2 pseudogenes are annotated in these 1,160 nt (G+C 47.2%); one reads left to right on the forward strand and one right to left on the reverse strand.

Features of this window, described 5'->3' with window-relative positions:
* Nucleotides 1-121: 121 nt before the first annotated feature.
* Nucleotides 122-427, forward strand: a pseudogene (locus tag A3750_RS27405) (helicase-related protein); the annotation flags it as partial.
* 87 nt (nucleotides 428-514) lie between these two features.
* On the opposite strand, the pseudogene A3750_RS24515 reads toward A3750_RS27405, so the two are convergent.
* Nucleotides 515-1,160 (reverse strand): annotated as a pseudogene (locus A3750_RS24515) (DEAD/DEAH box helicase); the annotation flags it as partial.

The raw sequence follows: 1,160 nt of genomic DNA on the forward strand, positions 1-1,160 counted from the left end.
TCGAAATCTCGCGAAGGGGCTTATTAACAACCCTATCGAAATTTCTGTCACGCCAAAGAATACCGCTGCCAAGACAGTTGACCAGCTCATTGTTCCCGTCGACAAAGGTCAAAAATCTGCGTTGCTTATAAAACTCATCAAGGAGCACAAGTGGTATCAGGTGCTAGTGTTCTGCAGAACAAAACACGGTGCAAATAAGCTGTCACATCAGTTAGTTAAGTCGGGTATTACGTCGGCTCCTATCCATGGCAATAAGAGTCAAGGTGCGCGAACACGCGCTTTGGCAGATTTTAAAAAGGGCGATGTACAAGTGTTAGTCGCCACGGATATAGCCGCGCGAGGAATTGATATTGACCAACTTCCCCAAGTCGTTAACTTTGATTTACCGCATGTCGCTGAAGACTATGTGCATCGTATAGGGAGAACCGGAAGAGCTGGCGCTGAAGGCAAAGCAGTCTCTTTAGTCTGTGCAGCCGAGTATAAGGAGTTAACGGGAATTGAGCGTTTGATTNAGCAACGCAGATTTTTGACCTTTGTCGACGGGAACAATGAGCTGGTCAACTGTCTTGGCAGCGGTATTCTTTGGCGTGACAGAAATTTCGATAGGGTTGTTAATAAGCCCCTTCGCGAGATTTCGAATGTCCTCAGAGAACGTCGCCGAGAAGAGCAAATTTTGACGACGCTTAGGCAATAACGCGATGACTTTTTTAATGTCATTAATAAAGCCCATATCAAGCATACGATCTGCTTCATCAAGAACGAACACTTCAACCTGATCAAGCTTAACCGCATTTTTAGAGTGCAGATCCAGTAAACGCCCCGGCGTTGCAACTAGAATATCGACACCTTTGCGAAGCTTTTGCATTTGGGGGTTGATATTAACTCCACCAAACACGACAGCCGATCGCAAAGGGAGGTTTGACCCGTATGTCATCACGCTGTCACTCACTTGCGCTGCCAATTCCCGGGTTGGTGTTAAAACCAAAGCGCGAACATGATTCGCTCTTGGACCTTTTCCGCCAGACAGTTTTTCTAGCAATGGAAGGGTAAAACCTGCTGTTTTACCGGTACCCGTTTGCGCTGCCGCCATCACATCGTGACCGTTTAAAATGGCCGGTATTGCCTGTTCTTGTATCGGAGTCGGAGTGTCGTAGCCCTGC

This window comes from Oleiphilus sp. HI0079 (assembly GCF_001635105.1).